Source organism: Pseudarthrobacter sp. fls2-241-R2A-168, assembly GCF_030209335.1.
In the GTDB taxonomy this organism is placed as follows: Bacteria; Actinomycetota; Actinomycetes; order Actinomycetales; family Micrococcaceae; genus Arthrobacter.
Map to the genome: position 1 here is coordinate 86184 of NZ_JARVSG010000033.1, position 17756 is coordinate 103939.

Genomic DNA, 17756 nt, shown 5'->3' on the forward strand with positions numbered 1-17756 from the left:
GATGTTACCCAAGTCACCCTAAAGGTGCAGCCGCACGACCCGGAGGAAAAATGGCCTTAGGCTCCCCCACGCTGACCGATGAACCATTGGTGCACGACGAACAACAGGGCCTTCGGCGGTCCATGGAGGCCCGCCACCTGGTGATGATTGCCATGGGAGGTGTTATTGGGTCCGGCTTGTTCCTCAGTTCGGGGTACACCATCGCGCAGGCGGGGCCCCTCGGAGCGATCATCGCCTACCTGCTCGGCGCCGTGGTGGTGTACATGGTGATGGCGTGCCTGGGCGAATTGGCTGTGGCGTACCCAGTGTCCGGTGCGTTCCACATCTACGCAGCCAGATCCATCGGTCCAGCTACCGGTTTCGCCACCGCCTGGCTTTACTGGCTCTGCTGGGCAGTTGCCCTGGGCTCGGAATTCACCGCAGCCGGCCTTCTGATGCAGCGCTGGTTCCCTGGGGTGGATGTCTGGATTTGGTGCCTCGTTTTTGCAGCCGTGCTGTTCACGCTGAACGCGATCTCTTCCCGGGTCTTTGGTGAATCGGAGTTCTGGTTCGCGCTGATAAAGGTCGCAGCCGTCATAGGGCTGATTGTCCTGGGCGGTGCAGCACTGCTCGGCTTTCATCCGCTGGCCGAAAATGGCTATCCGTTCCTCGGCGAAAACCTCAATACGCCCCAAGGCCGGTTCCCCAACGGAATTACCGGCGTCCTGATTACCACGCTTGCGGTCTTCTACGCATTCTCAGGGTCCGAACTCATTGGCGTTGCGGCTGGAGAAACGGCCAACCCGGCAGTCAATATTCCAAAGGCGATGCGAACCACCGTTATCCGCCTGATGATTTTCTTTGTTGGGGCCATCGCTGTTATCGCCGGTACGGTGCCCTACGCGGAAACCTCCCTGGAACAAAGTCCCTTTGTCACCGTCTTTGCACAGCTTGGCATTCCCTACGCCGCCGACATCATGAATTTCGTTATCATCACGGCCCTTTTGTCCGCCGGGAACTGCGGCCTGTTTTCGTGCGCCCGGATGCTCTTTTCCCTGGCCGATGAAGGCCACGCTCCGAAGGCCCTGCAGAAACTCACAAAGCGCGGCATTCCCTTGCTTGCCCTGTGTGTGAGCATGCTGGGCGGCCTGGCTTCGCTGATCAGCAGCGTGGTGGCACCAACCACGGTCTACCTGGTCCTGGTCTCTGTTGCCGGGTTCGCCACGGTGGGCGTCTGGATGTCCATCACGGCAGCGCACTTCTTCCACCGCCGGAACTTCCTCCGAGAGGGCGGGGACACGGCGTCGCTCCCCTACCGGGCGCCGCTGTTCCCGCTGCTGCCCATAGCCGCGTTTATCCTCTGCGTCATCTCCCTGATAGGCATAGGCTTCGACCCCACCCAGGCGACAGCCCTCTACTTCGGAATCCCCTTCGTAGCAGCCTGCTACGCCTACTTCCACTTCAAGCACGGCCGCGGAAAGAAAGAAACCCGCGAACCCAAGGTCCTGGTGAAAACGGAAGACGCCCCCTAACCCCCAAAAGTATGGCGCGGGCGGCCCCGCAGGTGAGAGATATCGCTCGAAGGCAGACCCCAGGCAGAAGGCGGCAAGGATGCGGCCCGTATCTGGCATCGCTTGCCCAGGTGACAGCCCGCAAGAGGCTCGGGGGCTGGGACATTTATGTAGCGTGCGTCAAAGCGAGGAACGAGCAGCACGCGGGAAATGTCCCAGCCTCCGAGCCGGAGGCGAGTAGGGCTACGGCCTAGGAGCCGCAGGCGACGAGAGCGTCAGAGCGCCAACCCGAGCCAGCCCGGGCTAGAGTCCCAGTTCGGAAGGCAAAGGCACATTCTGGTCCAGGACGTTCCGGGCCAAAAAGTGCTCTACGACCCCGTACCAAACCTTCGCGTGCTGTGGCTGCAGGACCCAGTGGTTTTCGTCGGGGAAGTACAGGAACCGGTGCGGGGTCCGGCCATCCTGGTCTGCTGCAAGCTGTGACTTGGACAGCAGCTCGTACCAGAGCCGCAGCCCTTCCCCGATGGGGACGCGGTAGTCCTTGTCTCCGTGGATCACCAGCATGGGGGTGCTGATTTTTTCGACGTGCAGATGTGGCGAATTTTCCATGGCCATCTCTTCGGTCATTTCCTTGAGCCAGTATTGGGAGGCGTCGGTGGTTGGGCCGAACTGGTCCAGTGCCCAGAGGCTCGCGTGGGTCACGATGGCCTTGAACCGGTCCGTCTGGCCTGCAACCCAGTTGGCCATGTAGCCGCCGAAGGAGCCGCCCATGGCCGCGGTGCGTTCCGGATCGATATCGGGTCTGCTGACAGCCGCATCAGTGGCCGCCATCAGGTCCGTGAACGGCGTCTTGCCCCACGCACCCCAGCCGCGCTGGATGTAATTCTGGCCGTAACCCGTTGAGAGGGCCGGGTCAGGCAGGAGCACCGCGTATCCCTTGGCGGTGAGCAGCCACGGGTTCCAGCGCCACGTCCAGGCATTCCACGATCCCAGCGGGCCGCCGTGGATCCACAGGAGCATCGGGGCCGGGGACTTCGCGGACGCTCCCTCGGGCAGCGCCAGGTAGGCCGGAACCCGGGAACCGTCAGCCGCTGTGGCCGCAATCCGTTCAAGCCGGCCGGACCGCGCGGGACGGTCTGCGGGGGCCGGGAGGCGGGTCGTTTCCCCGGTCTGCAGGTCGATGCGGACAGCCTCAGGGGGAAACTCATAGGAACTGCGGAGGGCATAGGCATGGCGTCCCTCGGGCGAGATGACGACGTCAGTGTACGCCGACGCGTCCTGCGTCACCCGGGTGACACTCACTTCAGCGGCAGCCGCCGGGACGCTGATCCGGAAAACCGGCGACGCGCCGTCGTCGTCCGCGGTGACCAGGAGGGCGGAACCGTCCGGCAGCCAGGCTGCGGGCTTGGCCCAGCGGTCCCAGTCATGCGCCAGGGGCGCCAGCCGGCCCGCTCCACGCTCCACCCCTTCCGAAACGTCCAGGAGGTGCAGTTTGACCTGCGGAGCCTGGTGCGGGGTGCTGTCACTCTCGCTGACAACCACCAGGGTTTTTCCGTCCGGGCTGACGGGGCCCGGGAAGTAGCTCATGCCCTCCTGGTCCAGGAGCACGTTGGTGGTTCCGGATGCCACGTCGACAGCCACGAGGATGGAGCGGCTGTCCGCCTTCGCCAGCGGCTTGGCATAGCTCGCGTAAATGGTCTGCCCATCGGGGCTGACGGCGGTTTCGGCCTCGCGCAGCCGGGGTCCCGCCTCCGGAGTGAGGTTCCTTAGTGCCAGCGGGGCGGCTGCGTCCACAGTGGCGGGCTTTCCGGGTTCCTGCTCTTTTCCAGGCTCGACGGCGAAAATCCGCGGCTGCCCCGGCCCCAGGTCCGCGTCCCAGTACCGAACCGGATATTCGCTGTGCAGGATGGCCGAGACTTTGTTGTCCTTGCGCGACTTGCGGCGTTCGGCGTCGTCCTCTTCGTCAGCCGAACCAGCGAGGACTTCCGCCACCACGAAGGTGGCGGAGGCCTTCCTGGCGGTCAGCACGGAGCCCACACCGCCCGGGCGGTTGAGTACCACGCGCGCCTCACCGCCGTCGGCCGGCAAAAGCCACAGGGCGTTGACGGGGTCTCCCTCGGGGCTCTCGGGATCGGGCCGCGCCGAGGTGAAGTAGACGTCGCCGTTGGCTGCGAACGCTGCCCCGGCCTCGCCCTTGGTGCTGCGGGTTATCCGGCGGGCCTGCTTCTGCCCGGCCGGATCAAGTTCCCACAGCGCGGTGGCAAACTCGGTGCCCTTGCCGTTGAGGGTGGCCACTGTAGTGACCAGCCTGCTTCCGTCCGGGCTCAAAGCCAGCCCGCTAACGCGCGGGATGGAGAGGTAATGGTCAAGATCGTGAAAAGGGGTCAAAGGTCGCTCATCCGGGATCACCGGTTCCAAGTTAGCCATGCCCCCGATTCAACCCGAGTTGTGCTTCCCGTCACAACCGCCACGCTCACTTGTCTTTGTCTCCGTGGCCAAGTCCGTTCCGGCACCGGGTGCCTTCCCGCGGCTGAGTCCGCTCCGGCCCCGGCGCCTGGCCTTGGTGCGTTTCCGTGGCTGGGTCCGGCGCCGGCCATCAGAGATTTCCCGCGCCTGCTCGTTCCTCGCTTTGACGCAAGCTACACAAATGACCCCGGCGCCCTCGCTTGTGCCTGAGAAACGATCCGAAGCAGGAGGCTTTCCGTAAGCGCGGCCCTGCCCCGCATGAACGGTGTTGGGCAGCAACGGTTCTGCGGGGAAGGGCCGCCCGTGCGAGCTCAACCGGCGGATTCCCCACAGCCGCCCCCCACGAGGTGCCGGGCATCAGGGATTTATGTAGGCGCCGTCAAAGCGAGGAACGAGCAGGCGCCGGGAAATCTCTGATGTCCGGCACCGAACCCCGCCGGGGAGCGAACCTGGCCACGGTGAGAGCGCCGGACTCAACCACGGATGGGAGCTTAACAAGCGAAAGCCCCGCCTGCTCCGGTGGGGAGCGGGCGGGGCTTTGGCTGTGGAGACTAGACGCTCGGGGCGATTTCCGGGATACGCGGCTTGGCGTTGCCGGCGAACGTGAACTTGGCGTCGTCGCCGTCGCCTTCCACGTCCACTACGACGATGTCGCCGGCGTGGATTTCGCCGAACAGGATCTTCTCGGAGAGCTGATCCTCGATCTCGCGCTGGATGGTGCGGCGCAGCGGCCGGGCACCCATGGCGGGATCGTAACCGCGGGTTGCCAGGAGCACCTTGGCGGCCTTGGTCAGCTCGATGCCCATGTCCTTGTCCTTGAGCCGCTTCTCCAGGCGGGTCACGAACATGTCCACGATCTCGATGATCTCGTCCTGGGTCAGCTGCGGGAACACCACAACGTCGTCAACACGGTTCAGGAACTCGGGGCGGAAGTGCTGCTTGAGCTCCTCGGTGACACGGGCACGCATGCGGTTGTAGCCGGTCTGCGTGTCGGTGCCGGACTGGAAGCCGGTGGCAACACTCTTGGAGATGTCCCGGGTGCCCAGGTTGGTGGTCATGATGATCACGGTGTTCTTGAAGTCCACCACGCGGCCCTGGGAGTCGGTCAGGCGGCCGTCTTCCAGGATCTGCAGCAGCGAGTTGAAGAGGTCCGCGTGGGCCTTTTCCACTTCGTCGAACAGCACTACGGAGAACGGACGGCGCCGGACCTTTTCGGTCAGCTGGCCGCCTTCCTCGTAGCCGACGTAGCCCGGAGGGGCACCGAAGAGCCGCGAGACTGTGTGCTTCTCGGAGTACTCGGACATGTCCAGGGTGATGAGGGCGTCCTCTTCACCGAACAGGAACTCCGCCAGTGCCTTGGCCAGCTCGGTCTTGCCGACGCCGGTGGGGCCGGCGAAGATGAACGAGCCGCCGGGACGCTTGGGGTCCTTGAGCCCTGCACGGGTGCGGCGGATGGCCTGGGACAGTGCCTTGATGGCCTCGTCCTGGCCCACCACGCGCTTGTGCAGTTCGTCTTCCATCTTCAGCAGGCGCGAGGATTCTTCCTCTGTCAGCTTGAAGACCGGGATGCCGGTGGAGTTGGCCAGCACCTCGGCGATGAGATCCTCATCCACCTCGGAGATGTCGTCCATGCCGCCGGACTTCCAGTGGCGTTCCTTCTCGGAACGCTCGGTGATCATCTTCTGCTCCTTGTCGCGGAGCGCAGCTGCACCTTCGAAGTCCTGCGCATCAATCGCGGACTCCTTCTCCATCTTCAGCTTGGCGATGCGCTCGTCCATGGCCTTGAGCTCCGGCGGAGCGGTCATGCGGCGGATGCGCAGCCGTGCGCCTGCCTCGTCGATCAGGTCGATCGCCTTGTCGGGCAGGAAGCGGTCCGAGATGTAGCGCTCGGCGAGGCTGGCCGCAGAGGCCAGGGCGCCGTCGGTGATGGTGACGCGGTGGTGCGCTTCGTAGCGGTCACGCAGGCCCTTGAGGATCTCGATGGCATGTGCCACAGAGGGTTCCTTGACCTGGATGGGCTGGAAGCGGCGCTCCAGCGCGGCATCCTTCTCGATGTGCTTGCGGTACTCGTCAAGCGTGGTGGCACCGATGGTCTGCAGCTCACCGCGGGCCAGCATGGGCTTCAGGATGGAGGCAGCGTCGATGGCACCTTCGGCGGCACCGGCACCCACGAGGGTGTGGATTTCGTCGATGAACAGGATGATGTCGCCACGGGTGCGGATTTCCTTGAGGACCTTCTTCAGGCGCTCTTCGAAGTCACCGCGGTAGCGGGAGCCTGCCACCAGGGACCCGAGGTCCAGGGTGTAGAGCTGCTTGTCGCGGATGGTCTCCGGGACGTCGCCCCGGACAATCGCCTGGGCGAGGCCTTCGACGACGGCGGTTTTACCGACGCCGGGCTCACCGATCAGCACCGGGTTGTTCTTGGTACGGCGGGAGAGGACCTGCATGACGCGTTCCATCTCCTGCTCGCGCCCGATGACCGGATCCAGCTTGTTTTCCCGGGCAGCCTGGGTCAGGTTGCGGCCGAACTGGTCCAGCACCACGGAACCTGCCGGAGCGCCTTCGGGCTGGCCCGAGCCAACGCCTGCGCCGGTGGTTTCCTTGCCCTGGTAGCCCGACAGGAGCTGAATGACCTGCTGGCGGACCCGGTTGAGGTCGGCGCCGAGCTTGACCAGCACCTGGGCAGCAACACCCTCACCCTCGCGGATGAGGCCCAGCAGGATGTGCTCCGTGCCGATGTAGTTGTGGCCCAGCTGGAGGGCTTCGCGCAGCGAGAGCTCCAGCACCTTCTTGGCACGGGGGGTGAAGGGGATGTGGCCGGACGGCGCCTGCTGGCCCTGCCCGATGATCTCCTGCACCTGCTCGCGAACGCCGTCGAGCGAAATGCTCAAGGACTCAAGAGCTTTGGCGGCAACGCCCTCACCCTCATGGATAAGACCCAAGAGGATGTGTTCGGTACCGATGTAATTGTGGTTCAGCATGCGTGCCTCTTCTTGGGCAAGCACAACTACGCGACGGGCACGGTCCGTAAATCGCTCAAACATTTCGCCACACTCCTAGCTACGACGTACTTTGATGCTACGTGGCCAGCCCATACTTGTGGAGCGTGTTCGCCACGGGGGAAACCGCAGTGTTCACGGAATATTTGGAACAGCCCCTTCGGGGCGCTTCCATCACGGCGATGAGGAGGCCAAGGAGCCTCTTTGTCGAGGGAACGGAAGAGCGCCTCACATCAGCCGCACCGTTAGTAACGGCCGGCGTCGCCGGGGTGCCACGGCGACTGCCATCAGGGTCCTGATCCTTGATGCAAGGCGCGGGCCTGAAAGGTTCCGGCACCTCCAAAACACCCCGATGGCGCCAGGAGCAGTTACCGGGCGGTGCCGCCCATTTGAGTCCCGCAACCGAAAAAGCCCTGCTCCCAATATAGGAAGCAGGGCTTATTACGTGAGCTGCCGGCGTAACTAGGAATTGGCCTTTTGGTAGGCTTCCTGGATTTCAGCCTGAATTCGGCCGCGGCTGTTAACCGTGTAGCCGTTTTCGCGGGCCCATTGACGAATCTGGGCCGAATCGTGGCTGCGGCCACCGGTGGGCGCTTTTGCCCGGGCAGTCCGGCCGCTGCCGCCGGAAGCCTTTCGTGCTGCGCCGATAAAACGCTCCAGTGAGGAGCGAAGTTCCGCGGCATTCGCTGCGGAAAGATCGATCTCGTAGTTGACCCCGTCAAGGCCAAACTTAACATTCTCGTCTGCGGATCCCCCATCCAGATCATCAACGAGGATGATGTTTACTTTCTGTGCCATTAAAAGACTTCCTCTTGGAAAGGTTCGGGTTTTCAGAAAAGCAGGATGTTTCCTAAAAAGTATGACTCTTTTTATGGCAACGCGTCAAAGTGCCTAATGGCCCCTGGGGATAAATGCGGAAAATCAGGGGGCTTTATCTTTTGATTCGGGGTCATTGCGGTCCGCGGGAGTTGCTGCCCGGGCTTCGGCTTCTGCCTGCGCACGAGCTTCCGCCTGGCGCTCGGACTTGTCCGCGTTAAAGATCGCTTTCATGGCGAACCAGAAAAGCAAACCCACCACAATGGAGGGCAGCAGGACAGCTACGTATTCCATGGTCAGTGGCCCTCGGGCTTGAGCAGCGGGAACAGGATGGTTTCGCGGATGCCGGCACCGGTGAACAGCATGACCAGCCGGTCAATCCCGAGGCCAATGCCACCCATGGGAGGAGCACCGTATTCGAGCGCCCGCAGGAAGTCTTCATCCAGCTGCATCGCCTCATCGTCGCCGGCCGCTGCGTGGCGGGACTGTTCGGTGAGCCGTTCGCGCTGGATGACGGGGTCGATCAGCTCCGAGAACGCGGTGCCGCGCTCCATGCCGCCGATGATAAGGTCCCAGGCCTCGATCAGCCGGCCGTCCTTGCGGTGCGGGCGGGCCAGCGGCTGCGCCGACGGCGGGTAGTCGTAAACGAAAGTGGGGTTCAGCAGCGTGGGCTCGACGATTTCGCCGAAGAGCTCAACCACCAGCTTTTCGGCGTCCCACTTCGGGTCCACCTTGACCTCGTGCTTCTCAGCAATCCCGCGGAGCACCTCCAGCGGAGTGTCCGGCGTGATGTCCTGCCCAACGGCGTCGGACAGTCCCGGGTACACGGACACCCAGGCCCAGTCGCCGTCGAGGTTGATCTCCCCTGCTTCGGTCTGCAGGACGCGGCCGGCACCCACGGCGTCGGCGGCGTCGAGGATGATCTCCTTGATGCGCTCGGCCATCACAAACTGGTCCGCCCACGCCTCGTAGCACTCAAGTGTGGTGAATTCCGGGCTATGGGTGGAGTCCACGCCTTCATTGCGGAAAACCCGGCCCATGTCGTAGACGCGGTCGATGCCGCCCACCACGGCGCGCTTGAGGTAAAGCTCGGTGGCGATGCGCAGGGTCATCTTCTGGTCGAAGGCATTCATGTGGGTCTCGAACGGCCGCGCCAGCGCGCCGCCGTGGACCAGGTTGAGGATGGGCGTTTCCACCTCAACATAGCTGTGCCGGAACAGCGTTTCGCGGATGGAGCGGGTGATGGCCGCGCGGGTGTAGACCATTTCACGCGCTTCGTCGCGGACCATCAGATCCACATAACGCTGGCGGACCCGGGTTTCCTCGTTCAGCTCGGCGTGCAGCACCGGCAGCGGGCGGAGCGCCTTGGACGCCATGGACCAGGAATCGGCCATGATGGACAGCTCTCCGCGGCGGGAGGAGATGACCTCACCCTTGACGAACACGTGGTCGCCGAGGTCAACAAGGGCCTTCCAGTCAGCGAGCGCCTCCTCGCCGATGTTGGCAAGGCTGAGCATGGCCTGCAGGCGGGTCCCCTTGCCGTCCGTGCCGCCCTCCTGGAGGGTTGCGAAGCACAGCTTTCCGGTGTTGCGGACGAACACCACGCGCCCGGTGACGCCCACGATGTCGCCTGTGGTGTCGTCGGCCTGGAGGTGGGCGTACTTTTCCCGGATCTCGGCGAGGGAATGCGTCCGCTCCACACCCACCGGGTACGCCTCAACGCCGCGCTCGATCAGTTTGGCGCGCTTCTCCATGCGGATCCGCATCTGCTCGCTGGCATCCAGCGGCTCCGGGGCGTTCTTGGGCGAGGGGGTGTTTTGGGAAGTCACAATCATCAAGTTTACCGGGCATCCGGCCGGCCCGGCTGCGCGGCCTCCCAACCGGGCCTGCCTAGGATGGGGTGGTGAAAGAACAGGTCCTTTCAACGCACGACGGCGGCCGGCTGGCTTTGTACAGTTACGGCACCGAAGACGCTCCCGGCGAACGCCGCGTGGTGCTGATCGGCGGCGCGTTCCTCACGGCCCTGATCTACCGCCCGTTTTCCACGGCGCTGGCGAAAGGCCTGGGCGAGGGCTGGGCCGTGGACGTATATGACAGGCGCGGCCGCGGCAGCTCCTCAGAGCAACCGGCAGGCTACTCGATGGCCACCGAGATAGCGGACGTCCGGACGGTCCTGGAGGCCACCGGCGCGAGGAACATCCTTGGCCACAGCCTGGGCGGCTCAGTGGCACTCAATGCCGTCCAGGAGTTCACCGGCACCGGGTACGTCCCGGACAAGCTCGCCGTGTACGACGCCGCCGTGAACATCGACGGCAGCATCGACACCGGATGGCTGGACGGTTTCGAAGATGCCGTGAACAACGGCAAAGTGGGCCGCGCCCTCGCCCACGTGAAGAAGGCAACCAAACCGGGCTCGGCCCTGGCGAGGATCCCGGAGCCTGTCCTTGCCGGGCTGATGGCCGTGCTCTCCGGCACCAAGGTGAACAGGATGTTCCAGGAGGTGATGCCCAGCGCTGTGGGCGAACTCCGGGCGGCCTACAACGAGGCCGACCACGCCAGGGACTTCAGCGTGCTCCCCGCCAACACCCACTTCATGGCGGGCGGCAAGAGCCCCAGTTATTACAAGGCAACAGCCGAGCGGCTGCACGCCGCAGTCCCCGGCAGCACCTACGAGCTCTCCCCCAAGTGCTTCCACGGCTCGATTCCGGCCGCCGTGGACGAACTGGTCACGGACATCTCAGAGTACTTCAAGGGCTAGGTTCCCCGGCTGAAGCCGGCCAAGGCAACCTTCCCCAGGTTCTGCCAGAGGCTCTTGGGCTGACCCAGGTGGTCCTTGGCCGCCAGCCAGTCGCCGTAGCGGGTGATGTCCTCCCCGCCCGCGGCGGCCACCGCGTCGCAGGCGAACCCCACGGCCGTGGAGCCGTCGGCCAGTTCGATGGATCCGAGCAGCATGGGTTCGGGGAGGTCGGCCAGGAACCGCCCCAGCCCCGCCTCGGACACCAGCCACCGTTCACCGGCCAGCTTCGCGCCGTCGTCGTCAGAACGGTAGACGCCCGGCTTGGGCGGCACGGTGTCCAGGGACACCATCCGGTACCGTGCCGCGGTCTGTACAGGTCCGTCCCAAATGGCGCCGAGCGCCTCGAGCTGCGGCGCCAGGGGCTGGCCCCTGCGGTGAGCACCCACAACTACCAGCGGCACGGCTTTTGCACCTGCTGCTACCGGCCAGGGAGCGGACGACGACGAGCCGTCACCACTGCAGGCTGCCGCCGGAGCCGCGCCCCCGGCGAAGAGGGCGGGAGCCGCCGGAGTTGCCTCCAGGCGGCGGGCAATGTCAGCGGCGACGGCGTCAGCGAACGTCCGGCCCACCACTGTCAGCCCGAACTGGGCCCCGTCCACCGCACCGGCAGGAACTGCCACAGCGCACAGGTCGAACAGGTTGCAAAAGTTGGTGTAAGTGCCCATTAAGGAGTTGACACCCCCCGGGTCCGCGGCCACCTCTGCAAGAGTGGGATGGAACGGGGCGGTGGGGATCAGCAGGGCGTCAAAGCCCTCAAGCTCCGCCATCGCCTTCTGTTTCAGCACCTCCAGCTTTGCCGTGTCGGCGACATACAGGTGGGCGGGCACCGTGCCCGCTGCCCGGATGATGCGTTCCACGGTGGGATCGATGCCCGCCTTGCTGTCCGGGCCGCCGTCGTGCTGTTCCAGGAAACCGCCCACGGCGGCGAAACGCTCCGCCACCAGCGCGCCGTCGTACAGCAGCCGGGCCGCCTCAAGGAAGGCATCGAACTCGATGGGTTGGGCGTCCACGCCCGATTCGCGGAGTTGGTCAACGTTGCGGTGGAATTCTGCTGCCCACGCCTCCGGGAGCGCGGGCAGGGTTGCCGGGTAGGCGACGCGGGGCTTTTCCGGAGCTGCGAGCCGGATATCCGCGGGCCACGCCCGGGCGTCTCCCGCCATCACCCCTATCGCAAGCTCGGCGGTGGAGAGGTGCCGGGCAAAGATGGTGACGGCGTCCCAGGACTTGCAGGCGGGCACCACACCGGCCGTGGACACAACATCCAAAGTCGGCTTGATTCCCACGATCCCCTGCAGCCCGGCGGGTACGCGGCCCGAGCCGGCCGTGTCCGTCCCGATCGCGATGTCCACCAGGCCCAAGGCGACGGCAACCGCGGAACCGGAGCTGGAGCCGCCTGAGATGAATTCCGGCCGGCGCGAATCCCGGACCGCGCCGTGCGGGCTGCGCGTGCCCACCAGGCCGGTGGCGAACTGGTCCATGTTGGTGGCGCCCAGCACCAGGGCTCCGGCGGACCGCAGCCGGGCCACCGCTTCGGCGTCTTTCTCCGGAACGTAGGCGAAGCCGGGGCACGCCGCCGTGGTCGGTATTCCTGCCACGTCAACGTTGTTTTTGACGGCGAGCAGGAGCCCGGCAAGGGGCAGGTCGGCGCCGCGGGCCACGGCCGCGTCGATGTCAGTGGCCTCGGCCAGCAGATCGGCCTCCCCGCGCAGGGTGATCCAGATTTCCGGACGGTCCACTGCTTCCAGCGCCGCGAGGGCTGCCTGCACACGCGCCGTGGCAGGGCCGGTGGTTGAGTTGGTCATACTGCTGCTTCTTCCAGTTCAGGGGCTTCGCCCGCCAGTTCTTCGCCCACCAGTCCAAAGTCCACGTCCGAGCCACCCAGGACCACCACCGCTTCGCCGGTAACCACCTGGGAGCCGGCAACCGGCAGCACCCGCAGCACCACGCCGTCGCACGGCGCCTCCAGCACGGTTTCCATCTTCATCGCTTCCAGGGACACCAGCGGCTGGCCCTTGACCACCCGGTCGCCCTCCGCCACGTCAAGCTTCCAGACACTCGCCGCGAACGGCGCGGCGACGAGGGAACCGCCGTCCGGAACCTCCACCTCGTCTGCCGGCGGAGCCACGACGGCGGCCAGCGCGTCGGCACGGTCAAACTCGCCGGCGTCGGCCCATGCCTGCCGTTCGACGGCGAAAGCCGCACCCTGCTTGTCGCGGAACACCGCGATGGATTCGCGGTTTTCCGCAAGGAACACCTCGTGCTCGGCCAGTGAGAAGGTGCCCTCCTCGATGTCCACGCCGCGGCCGCGGCCCGCGGCCATGTCAGCCCGCAGGTCCAGGAGTTCCTCGGGGCTGACGGGGTACCAGGAGATCCGGTCAAAGAAGCGCAGGAGCCACGGTGAGCCCGGCTCGAACGGGGCGGAATCCGCGTAGCGCGACCAGACCTGGGTGGTGCGGCCAACGAACTGGTAGCCGCCCGGTCCTTCCATGCCGTAAATGCACATGTAGGCGCCGCCGATGCCCACTGCGTTCTCCGGCGTCCAGGTGCGGGCCGGGTTGTACTTGGTGGTGACCAGGCGGTGGCGCGGATCCAGCGGGGTGGCCACCGGAGCGCCAAGGTAGACATCGCCCAGGCCCAGGACCAGGTATTCGGCGTTGAAGACGGTGTCGAACACGTCGTTCACGGAGTCCAGGCCGTTGATCCGGCGGATGAATTCGATGTTCCAGGGGCACCACGGGGCGTCGTCGCGGACACCGGCCATGTAGCGCTCGATCGCTTCACGGGTGGCGGGGTCGTCCCAGGACAGCGGCAGCCGGACGGTGCGGCTGGGAACCACCAGCTCGGAGCTGGCGGGCAGCGCCGCCTCGATCTCCTGAACCAGGCCGAGTAGCCGCTTGGTGGACAGCACCGACGGGTCCACCTTGATCTGCAGGGAACGGATACCCGGGGTAAGGTCCACGATTCCCGGAACCTGCAGCTGTTCGATGTGCTGGTGCAGGGCGTGAACCCGGGCGCGGAGCCCCAGGTCCAGGACCATCTCGCCGTATTCCACGAGAAGGTTGTCGTCGCCGGAGCGGCGGTAGGTGACCGCCGGGCGGCCGGCGCCTTCGGGCACCCGGCCCAGCACGCCGTCGTCGCCATCCCCGCGATGCGTCCTGGCAGCAGGTGTGCCGGCCGCGGCTGCTGCGGCGGTGACGGAGGAGATATCCCCGGACCACTCGGCGTCACCGGGCAGGACCAGCTGGCGGCCGGGTCCCAGGTCCCTGGCCGACGGCGCCTGGATGGCTTTGATCGGAACGAACCGGACTTTGTCCCCGGGGCGGAGCTGGCCGAGTTTCCAGCGGTCCGCGGTCACTACGGTAACCGGGCAGACGAACCCGCCCAGGCTGGGGCCGTCCGGGCCCAGCAGGATGGGGGTATCGCCGGTGAAGTCCAGCGCGCCCACGGAGTAGGCGGTGTCGTGGATGTTGGAGGGGTGCAGGCCGGCCTCGCCGCCGTCCGTGCGGGCCCAGCGCGGTTTGGGACCGATAAGCCGGACGCCGGTCCGGGCGGAGTTGAAGTGGACTTCGTACTCAGCGGCGTACAGTTCCTCGATATCTTCGCGCTGGAAGAACTCCGGGGCACCATGGGGGCCCTCCACCACGGAAAGTTCCCAGGCCGAGGTCAGCGCCGGGCGGCTGTCCAGCGGCACTGCGGCCGTGGGTGTGCCGTTTCCGGCACCGGCGGTCGTGGCAACTGTGGCCGGACGCACTGCCCGGAGCACGTCCCCGGCGCGCAGTACGCGCCCGGCGTGGCCGCCGAACTGGCCCAGGGTGAACGTGGAGGCGCTGCCCAGGTACTGCGGGATGTCCAGGCCGCCCTGGAAGAGGATGTAGCCGCGCAGGCCCTTGCTGCCGGCCGTGCCGACGTCGAGGGTACCTCCCGCGGGCACCGTCACCGGTGTCCACGCAGGCGCCTCCGTCCCGTCAACTGTCACTGATACTTCCGCGCCGGTGATGCAAACGGTGGTGGCGTGGGTGAAGGTCAGGCTGGGACCGGTCATGGTGAATTCCAGGCCGGGAGCACCTTCCGGGTTGCCCAGGGCGGTATTTCCGAGCCGGAAGGAGAGATCGTCCATGGGGCCGCTTGGGGGTACGCCAATCTGCCACAGGCCGGTGCGGCCGGGCCAGTCCTGCACGCTGGTCTGCAGGCCGGGGCGGCCCACGGTGATGCGCGGCTCGGGATCCCCCACGCTGTCCAGGGTGCTGGTGGAGTGCTGGACGGTGCGGACCGCGTCCAGCCCGGTGGCGGCGCGGAGCAGCCCGAGGTTGGTTTCGATCCCGTCGATCCGGGTGTCTTTGAGGGCTGCGTCCAGCCGGTTGAAGGCGTCGGTACGGCTCGGACCGGAGGTGATGATTTTGCCCAGGAGGGGGTCGTAATTGGTGGACACTTCCGTGCCGGTTTCGGCCCAGGCGTCAACGCGGACGTCCTCTGTTTGCGGGTAGGCGGCGTTGGTTACGGTGCCGGCGCTGGGCTGGAAACCGCGGGCCGGGTCCTCCGCGTAGACGCGTGCTTCCACGGCGTGGCCTGAAACCGGCAGGCTGTCCGGCACACCGGCAAGGACGGAAGTGGCTTCGCCTCCGCCCTGGGCAAGGCGGAGCATCCACTCCACCAGGTCCACGCCGGTGACGGCCTCGGTGACGGGATGCTCCACCTGGAGCCGGGCGTTGACCTCGAGGAAGGACGCCTCGCGGCGGGCGGAGTCGTAGACGAACTCGACGGTCCCGGCGGAACGGTAGTTAAGGGAGGCGCAGAGGGCACGGGAGCTGCGGTGGAGTTCTTCGCGCAGTTCCTCTGGCAGGTCCGGGGCGGGTGCCTCTTCGAGGACTTTCTGGTGGCGGCGCTGAAGGGAGCAGTCCCTGTCGCCGAGGCTGACTACCCTGCCTTCGCCGTCGCCGAACACCTGGACCTCGATGTGGCGGGCATTCTCCACGTACCGTTCCGCGAATACGCCGGCGGTGCCGAAGCTGGCACCGGCGAGGCGCGCGACGCGGGGAAAGCTGTCTACCAGTTCGGCCTCGTTGCGGCAGACCGTCATGCCAATGCCGCCGCCACCGCCGGTGGCCTTGAGCATCAGTGGGAACCCGATCGTTGCGGAGGCTGCGACGGCGGCGTCCACGTCCTCCAGCAGCCCGGAACCGGCGATCATCGGCACCCCGGCCGCCCGGGCGGCGTCGCGCGCTGTGTGCTTGGTGCCGAAGATGCGGAGCTGCTCGGCGGTGGGGCCTACAAAAACCAGCCCGGCTGCTTCCACGGCCTCGGCGAAGGCGGCGTCCTCGGACAGGAAGCCGTAGCCGGGGTGGATGGCGCCGGCCCCAGTGGATTTGGCGGCCTCAAGCAGGGCGTCCACGCGGAGGTAGGACTCCTTGGCCGGCGCCGGCCCCAGGAGGACTGCTTCATCGGCGATGCGGACGTGCTTGGCGCCCCGGTCGGCTTCGGAGAAGACGGCAATCGTGCGGAGGCCGAGCTTCCGGGCGGATTCGATGATGCGGCACGCAATTTCACCGCGGTTTGCGATCAGGAGGGTGTCGAAAGTGTTCACGTTCTTGTTGGTCACAGTGCAGCCTCCGGCCGGGTGACGATCATGCGGACAGGGGTGGGGTTGAAGCCGTTGCAGGGGTTGTTGATCTGCGGGCAGTTGGAGACGAGCACCAGGGTGTCCACCTCGGCCCGCAGCGCCACGCGCTTGCCCGGCGCGGACAGGCCGTCAACGATTCCCAGGGCGCCGTCCGGGTCAACGGGGACGTTCATGAACCAGTTGATGTTGGACACCAGGTCCCGCTTGCCCAGGCCCCAGCGCGAGCCCTCGATCAGGAAGTTCTCCACGCAGGCGTGCTGTTCACGCGTGTGCTGGCCGTAGCGGAGGGTGTTGGATTCCTGGGAGCAGGCGCCGCCGATGGTGTCGTGCACGCCCACCTCGTCCGCCACGACGGTCATTAGGGCCGCGCCGGTGTCCGCCCGCAGCACGGAGCCGGTGGTGAGGACAATCGACTGCTGCCGGGCGATGGTGACAGGCGCGGAGTAGCGGACCGAAGTGTCTGCCGCCGCGTACAGCAGGCAGTCCACGGCCTGGTTGCCTTCGAGGTCCACAATGGTCAGCACGTCGCCGGCCGCCACGACGGCGGACCAGGGGCCGCGGGCCTCGACGAATTCATCAAGGACCACATCGCCGGGGGTTAGCGTGATCTCGCGGGCGTCCGCGGTGGGCTGGGTGTAGGTGGCGGTGTTCATCGGGCATTCCTTGCGGTCAGGTCGTGTTCGGTGTTGTGCAGTGCCTGCAGGTGTTCGGGTGCCAAGCGTCCGGTGAGTGTGCCGGCCTCGAGGGCTGCCAGGTCCTGCGGTGCGTGCCAGGCAACGATGTCCACGGCGGTTCCGGTGAAATCCGCGCGGGGGTCCAGCGGGTGCGCGGTATTGGCAAGGACCAGCACGGCGTCCATCTGGAGCAGGAGTTCGACGGCGGCACCCGGCCCGGCGCTTCCGGTGAACGTGATGCTTCCGGCCGGGTCCACGGCGGTGCCTTTGAAGAGAGACAGGGACGGAGCGACGTCGCGCGGGCCCAGCCCGTTCTTCAATGCTCCGAGGGTGAGCAGTTCGCGGGCTGCCGGGGATGCGCTGTGCGCTGTTCCGGCTCCATACTTTGCGTTGTTGCCCTCGAGGGTGGTGGCGCCGGTCAGGGCATCGTGGCGGGAGGAGGTATCGGCGACGATCGTGGCCATCAGGCGGCCGGCGTCGGACAGCAGCGGGTGGCCGGTAGTGGGATACGCCTGCCACGGGACCTTGACGGTGTCAGCCACGTTGAGGCGCTCGTGCATTGTTCCGGTCCGGCAGAGGAGGGCGTGCACGCAGGCGTCTCCGGCGGTGTCCGTGAGCCTGATCCGGGTGCCGCGGGCGAGGGGCAGCGTGGTGTAGCGGCCGAAGGCGAGTGATTCGGCCCAGGTGGGGGACGCGCCGTCGGGCAGTCCGGCCAAAAGGTGTGCCGGGGCGGAGGCGGCGGGGACGTACCGCATGGTGTCCACGGTCCGGCCGTGCTGCTCCCTTGCGTGGGCACGGGCGCCTGCCGTGGTGGCAGTGCCTGCGGCTGCTGGACTTTCCGTTACTTGTGTCATGTCGATCCTGTGTTCTTAAGTCTTGGGTTCGGTGCGGCTTGCG

The 17756-nt window shown here is 66.3% G+C and carries 11 protein-coding genes; 2 read left to right on the forward strand and 9 right to left on the reverse strand.

Going from position 1 to position 17756, the window contains the following annotated elements; all coding sequences use genetic code 11:
- The first annotated feature begins 50 nt into the window (after positions 1–50).
- Positions 51–1511 carry an amino acid permease gene (locus QRN11_RS16530; RefSeq protein WP_285313669.1) on the forward strand — a complete coding sequence of 487 codons (1461 nt, stop codon included), beginning with the start codon at positions 51–53 and terminating at the stop codon, positions 1509–1511.
- A 282-nt stretch (positions 1512–1793) separates the two neighbouring features.
- Here QRN11_RS16530 and QRN11_RS16535 read toward each other — a convergent pair whose 3' ends face one another.
- The 5 genes from QRN11_RS16535 to lysS form a co-directional block, all read right to left on the reverse strand.
- Positions 1794–3917: a S9 family peptidase gene (locus QRN11_RS16535; protein WP_285313670.1), complete on the reverse strand. Its 2124-nt coding sequence runs from the start codon at positions 3915–3917 to the stop codon at positions 1794–1796.
- 590 nt (positions 3918–4507) lie between these two features.
- Positions 4508–7000 (reverse strand): ATP-dependent Clp protease ATP-binding subunit, encoded by a 2493-nt coding sequence (locus tag QRN11_RS16540; RefSeq protein ID WP_091420356.1) that lies wholly within the window; start codon positions 6998–7000, stop codon positions 4508–4510.
- Between the two features lie 417 nt (positions 7001–7417).
- Positions 7418–7753 carry a histone-like nucleoid-structuring protein Lsr2 gene (locus QRN11_RS16545; protein WP_091420354.1) on the reverse strand — a complete coding sequence of 112 codons (336 nt, stop codon included), beginning with the start codon at positions 7751–7753 and terminating at the stop codon, positions 7418–7420.
- A gap of 123 nt (positions 7754–7876) precedes the next feature.
- Positions 7877–8065, reverse strand: coding sequence for a hypothetical protein (locus QRN11_RS16550; RefSeq protein WP_091420353.1), 189 nt, complete (start codon positions 8063–8065; stop codon positions 7877–7879).
- A gap of 2 nt (positions 8066–8067) precedes the next feature.
- Positions 8068–9606 (reverse strand): lysine--tRNA ligase, encoded by a 1539-nt coding sequence (gene lysS, locus QRN11_RS16555; protein ID WP_285313671.1) that lies wholly within the window; start codon positions 9604–9606, stop codon positions 8068–8070.
- A gap of 68 nt (positions 9607–9674) precedes the next feature.
- Between lysS and QRN11_RS16560 the strand changes: the two genes are divergently transcribed.
- Positions 9675–10529: an alpha/beta fold hydrolase gene (locus QRN11_RS16560; RefSeq protein ID WP_091420349.1), complete on the forward strand. Its 855-nt coding sequence runs from the start codon at positions 9675–9677 to the stop codon at positions 10527–10529.
- Here QRN11_RS16560 and atzF read toward each other — a convergent pair.
- From atzF to QRN11_RS16580, 4 genes are read right to left on the reverse strand one after another with little or no spacing between them, the layout of a single operon-like run.
- Entirely contained in the window at positions 10526–12370 is a 1845-nt protein-coding gene (atzF, locus tag QRN11_RS16565) for an allophanate hydrolase (protein ID WP_285313672.1), read from the reverse strand. The genes QRN11_RS16560 and atzF overlap by 4 nt on opposite strands.
- Entirely contained in the window at positions 12367–16149 is a 3783-nt protein-coding gene (uca, locus tag QRN11_RS16570; protein WP_285313767.1) for an urea carboxylase, read from the reverse strand. Before uca ends, atzF begins: the two co-directional genes overlap by 4 nt.
- Positions 16150–16160: 11 nt before the next feature.
- Positions 16161–16838, reverse strand: coding sequence for an urea amidolyase associated protein UAAP2 (locus QRN11_RS16575; protein ID WP_285313673.1), 678 nt, complete (start codon positions 16836–16838; stop codon positions 16161–16163).
- The gene (locus QRN11_RS16580; protein WP_285313674.1) at positions 16835–17713 is read right to left on the reverse strand and encodes an urea amidolyase associated protein UAAP1; all 879 of its coding nucleotides are present in this window, start codon (positions 17711–17713) and stop codon (positions 16835–16837) included. Before QRN11_RS16580 ends, QRN11_RS16575 begins: the two co-directional genes overlap by 4 nt.
- Between the last annotated feature and the right edge of the window lie 43 nt (positions 17714–17756).

What these genes read in the sequence shown, in the direction of transcription:
- QRN11_RS16530 (WP_285313669.1), top strand. Translation starts at nt 51, where the DNA reads ATGGCCTTAGGCTCCCCCACGCTGACCGATGAACCATTGGTGCACGAC.
- QRN11_RS16535 (WP_285313670.1), bottom strand. Translation starts at nt 3,917, where the DNA reads ATGGCTAACTTGGAACCGGTGATCCCGGATGAGCGACCTTTGACCCCT.
- QRN11_RS16540 (WP_091420356.1), bottom strand. Translation starts at nt 7,000, where the DNA reads ATGTTTGAGCGATTTACGGACCGTGCCCGTCGCGTAGTTGTGCTTGCC.
- QRN11_RS16545 (WP_091420354.1), bottom strand. Translation starts at nt 7,753, where the DNA reads ATGGCACAGAAAGTAAACATCATCCTCGTTGATGATCTGGATGGGGGA.
- QRN11_RS16550 (WP_091420353.1), bottom strand. Translation starts at nt 8,065, where the DNA reads ATGGAATACGTAGCTGTCCTGCTGCCCTCCATTGTGGTGGGTTTGCTT.
- lysS (WP_285313671.1), bottom strand. Translation starts at nt 9,606, where the DNA reads ATGATTGTGACTTCCCAAAACACCCCCTCGCCCAAGAACGCCCCGGAG.
- atzF (WP_285313672.1), bottom strand. Translation starts at nt 12,370, where the DNA reads ATGACCAACTCAACCACCGGCCCTGCCACGGCGCGTGTGCAGGCAGCC.
- QRN11_RS16575 (WP_285313673.1), bottom strand. Translation starts at nt 16,838, where the DNA reads ATGAACACCGCCACCTACACCCAGCCCACCGCGGACGCCCGCGAGATC.
- QRN11_RS16580 (WP_285313674.1), bottom strand. Translation starts at nt 17,713, where the DNA reads ATGACACAAGTAACGGAAAGTCCAGCAGCCGCAGGCACTGCCACCACG.